Raw genomic sequence first — 4259 nt, forward strand, 5'->3', positions numbered from 1 at the left:
TTAGCGGAATTTAGTTCTCAGACCTATCGTCAAAAATATGCAAAGGAGTGAAAACAAATGAAAACCCTCATAGATGTCCTTGCAGCACTTAGCGATTTCGTAAAGATCGCATCAGAGTGGGCAGAAAGTGCTTCCAAAGCGGAAGTGGAGACGTTTACACAGATTTATCCACAAAAAGAAGAAGCGGTCAAAAAAGCTGTGGAAAAGTCGGTCACACTGGAAGAAGTCCGCAGTGTTCTGGCAAATCTGTCCCGCAGCGGACAAAAGGAAACGGTGCTGAAACTGCTGCAAAAGTACGGCGGCAGTCGATTGTCTGAAGTTCCGCCAGAGCGGTACGCTGCACTGTTCGCAGATGCACAGGAGGCAGCCCATGCCGAATAAACACGCCATGCTCTCTGCTTCCTCCAGTGCCCGATGGCTGGCGTGTCCGCCCTCCGCACAGCTTTGTGCTGCCCTGCCGGATACTGTGACAGACTACGCCCGGGAAGGCACGTGTGCTCACGAGTTGGCAGAATATAAGGTGCAAAAGCTGCTCGGGAATCCGGCAGACAATCCCGTGGAGAACTTAGATTTCTACGACACGGAAATGGAAGACTGCACGGACAGCTATGCCCAGTACATCGCCGAACAGCTATCAACCCTGCAAGAACCAATGGTCTTAGTGGAACAGCGTTTGGATTTCAGCCGATACGTTCCAGACGGCTTTGGCACGGGCGACTGTGTGATTGTTGCAGAGAATGTTTTAACCGCCATTGACTTCAAGTATGGCAAGGGCGTGGCGGTGTCTGCTGACCACAACTCACAGATGATGCTGTATGCTCTCGGAGCGTTGGAACTGTTCGATGCCCTCTATGACATTGCAGAAATCCGGATGGTGATTTTTCAGCCAAGAATCCAGAACCTTAGCGAATGCATCATGCCATTGTCGGAGCTGCTGCACTGGGCGGAAACCGAACTGAAACCCAAAGCTGCACTTGCCGCCAGAGGCGAGGGCGAATTCTCTGCCGGAGAGCACTGCCGCTTCTGCAAAGTGAAAGCAACTTGCCGGAAACGGGCGGAGTACAATCTGCAATTGGCAAAGTATGATTTTGCGATGCCGGACAAGCTGACCGATACCGAAATCGAAGCAATTCTGGAAACTGCCGACCAGCTGGTTACATGGGCTTCCGACATCAAGGAATACGCTTTGCAGCAGTCCTTACAGGGAAAAGCATGGAAGAATTGGAAGCTGGTTGAAGGCAGAGCCAGACGAACATATTGCAGTGAAACTGCAGCAGCGGAGGCGGTACAAGCTGCTGGGTTCGACCCATATGAACATAAGGTACTGGGCATTACTGCAATGACCAGAATGCTGGGCAAGAAAAAATTCGAAGAATTGTTGGGAGATTTGCTTGTGAAACCACAGGGCAAACCAACACTTGTTCCGCTATCAGACAAACGACCTGCGTGGAATACTGCACAGGTAGATTTCAAAGAATAAAGGAGTTTTTATTATGGCAAAGTATATCAATCCTGCAAAAGTAGTAACCGGTGTATGCAGATTTAGCTACGTCAACCTCTGGGAAGCAAAGGCAATGGACGAGAACAGCAAGCCGAAGTACAGCGTTTCCCTCATCATTCCGAAGTCGGACACGAAAACCATCGAGAAGATTCGTGCTGCCATTCAGGCTGCCTACGAGGAGGGGCAGGGCAAGTTGAAAGGCAACAGCAAGTCCGTTCCACCGCTGACTTCTCTCAAGACCCCGCTTCGGGATGGTGATTTGGAGCGACCAGACGATGAAGCGTATGCCAACAGCTATTTCGTCAATGCCAATTCCATCACTGCTCCGGGCATCGTGGACGCTGCCTGCCAGCAGATTTTAGATCACAGCGAGATTTACAGCGGTGTCTATGGCAGAGCCAGCATCACCTTCTATGCGTTCAACACCAAAACATCCCGTGGCATTGCCTGCGGCTTGCAGAACATCCAGAAGCTTCGGGATGGCGAGCCGCTGGGCGGTCACAGCCGTGCAGAGGACGACTTCACAACCGTAGAAGACGAGGATTTTCTGAACTAAGATAGCTGGGCGGACAGCTAGGCGTTATGCTTGGGTGGGTAATTGAGATAAACATGATTACAATTGATATCGAAACAAGATCCGATAAGGACATATCAAAATGCGGCGTTTATGCTTACACAGACACCCCATATTTTGATATTCTGCTGTTTGCATACTCCATAGACGGACAGCCTGTTCAGGTAGTGGATACGGCAAACGGTGAAGAAATTCCGGAAAATGTTCTCGCTGCTCTTGCAGATGAAAATGTAGTTAAAAGAGCATTTAACTGTAACTTTGAACGAGTATGTTTATCAAAATATCTTCGTGAAAATTATCCTCAATATTTTCAGAGTTACAGCATTGACGAAGATACTGTCGGAGATTTCTTAAATCCCGAAAGCTGGCATTGTTCTATGATTCATGCAAGAACGCTCGGACTGCTTTTATCACTTGCAGAAGTCGGAAAGGTTCTGGGTATTGAACAGCAAAAAATGACAGAGGGCAAGGCTCTCATTAAATTCTTTTGTGTGCCATATGACACGATTGACGGTGTACCGCAGTTTCACTCCCCCACTGATTATCCCGATAAATGGGAGATTTTTAAAGCATACAACAAGCGAGATGTTGAGGCTGAATTGGAAATTGACAGAAGACTGTCACGTTTCCCTGTGCCTGATTTTCTGTGGAAGGAATTTTATCTTGACCAGGAAATCAACGACAGAGGTATTCTCGTAGATATGCAGCTTGCAGATAAGGCAATTGGCCTTGATGCAAAGGCAAAAGAAGAACTGACAGCTGAAGTGCAAAAGCTGACAGGCGTAGAAAATCCGAACTCTGTGTATCAGTTGCTGGATTGGCTTGAAACACAGGGTTACAAGTCGGATTCACTCGGAAAAACACAGGTGCTGGAACTCATTAAAACTGCAAAAGAACCTGTGAAATCCGTGCTTCAGATGCGTTTGCAGTTGTCTAAATCTTCAGTGAAAAAGTATACTGCTATGAAAAATACAGCTTGCAGCGATAATCGTGCAAGAGGGATGTTCAGCTTTTATGGGGCATCAAGAACGGGGCGTTGGGCTGGTAGAAATGTGCAATTGCAAAATCTTCCGCAGAATCACTTGCCTGATTTGACAGAGGCAAGAGAACTTGTAAAGTACAGTTCTTTTGAAGATATTCAGATGCTGTATGATGATGTTCCTGATACACTATCACAGCTTATCCGCACCGCATTTATTCCAAGGCAAGGTATGAAATTTATCGTTGCAGACTTTTCTGCCATTGAGGCAAGAGTGATCGCATGGCTTGCAGGTGAAGAATGGCGAATGAAGGCTTTTGCAAACGGTGAGGACATTTACTGTGCATCAGCATCAAAGATGTTCGGTGTGCCAGTTGTAAAGCATGGTGAAAACGGTCATTTAAGGCAGAAAGGAAAGATATCCGAATTGGCTTGTGGTTTCGGCGGATCGGTTGGAGCCATGAAAGCGATGGGAGCAGATTCTCTTGGCTTATCCGATACGGAACTGAAACAGATCGTAACCGACTGGCGTGAGGCTTCACCGCATATTACAGAACTCTGGTGGGCGGTAGATAGAGCTGTAAAAAAGGCAGTCAAAGAAAAAACAGCAACGAAAACACACGGACTGCTATTTTCCTATGAGGCAGGGTTTCTGTTCATAAGGCTGCCAAGCGGAAGACGTCTTGCTTATGCTAAACCCTACATCGGTAAGAATAAATTCGGCGGTGAATCTGTTACATATATGGGCATTAATGCTCAGAAAAAATGGGACAGACTTGAAAGCTATGGACCGAAATTTGTAGAGAACTGCGTCCAAGGAATTGCAAGAGATCTGCTGATGTATTCCATGCAGACACTATCACAATACTTCATTGTCGGTCATATTCACGATGAAATGATTATCGAATGCCCAAAAGATACAAAGCTGGATGAGATCTGTCAGCAGATGGCGATAACGCCAGACTGGGCAAAGGGACTGCTGCTTCGGGCAGACGGATATGAATGCAGCTTTTACAAGAAAGATTAGGAGGATTCCATATGTTTTACATCAAAGAAAATCTGAATGACACCATCAGTATCTCCGTGGAGATCAACAACGAAAACGTATACTGTCGCTGCCCACAGTGCGGTGCAGAAGTGCCGGTTGATTTGAGTATCTTCTGGACAGCAGAAAACTTTGACATTTTCAGCAGTGCCGTTTACTG

General features: G+C 46.9%; 4 protein-coding genes. All 4 read left to right on the forward strand.

The features are described 5' to 3' along the window. Window positions 1-57: 57 nt before the first annotated feature. The 4 genes from DXB92_RS12450 to DXB92_RS12465 are packed head-to-tail and all read left to right on the forward strand — an operon-like array spanning window position 58 to window position 4081. Window positions 58-381, forward strand: a complete 324-nt coding sequence (locus DXB92_RS12450) for an rRNA biogenesis protein rrp5 (protein ID WP_117734126.1) — start codon at window positions 58-60, stop codon at window positions 379-381. Beyond that, window positions 371-1480, forward strand: a complete 1110-nt coding sequence (locus DXB92_RS12455; protein ID WP_117734127.1) for a DUF2800 domain-containing protein — start codon at window positions 371-373, stop codon at window positions 1478-1480. Before DXB92_RS12450 ends, DXB92_RS12455 begins: the two co-directional genes overlap by 11 nt. 13 nt (window positions 1481-1493) lie before the next feature. Further along, window positions 1494-2057 carry a DUF2815 family protein gene (locus DXB92_RS12460; protein WP_117734128.1) on the forward strand — a complete coding sequence of 188 codons (564 nt, stop codon included), beginning with the start codon at window positions 1494-1496 and terminating at the stop codon, window positions 2055-2057. 47 nt (window positions 2058-2104) lie between these two features. Continuing rightward, a complete protein-coding gene (locus DXB92_RS12465; RefSeq protein WP_181977074.1) occupies window positions 2105-4081 on the forward strand; it encodes a DNA polymerase in 1977 nt (658 codons plus the stop codon). Window positions 4082-4259 lie beyond the last annotated feature (178 nt).

Origin of the sequence: Ruminococcus sp. OM06-36AC (assembly GCF_003438725.1) — a bacterium.
Taxonomy (GTDB): domain Bacteria; phylum Bacillota; class Clostridia; order Oscillospirales; family Ruminococcaceae; genus Ruminococcus_C; species Ruminococcus_C callidus.

Coding starts and splice junctions, on each gene's coding strand:
- DXB92_RS12450 (WP_117734126.1), top strand. CDS start 58: ATGAAAACCCTCATAGATGTCCTTGCAGCACTTAGCGATTTCGTAAAG.
- DXB92_RS12460 (WP_117734128.1), top strand. CDS start 1,494: ATGGCAAAGTATATCAATCCTGCAAAAGTAGTAACCGGTGTATGCAGA.
- DXB92_RS12455 (WP_117734127.1), top strand. CDS start 371: ATGCCGAATAAACACGCCATGCTCTCTGCTTCCTCCAGTGCCCGATGG.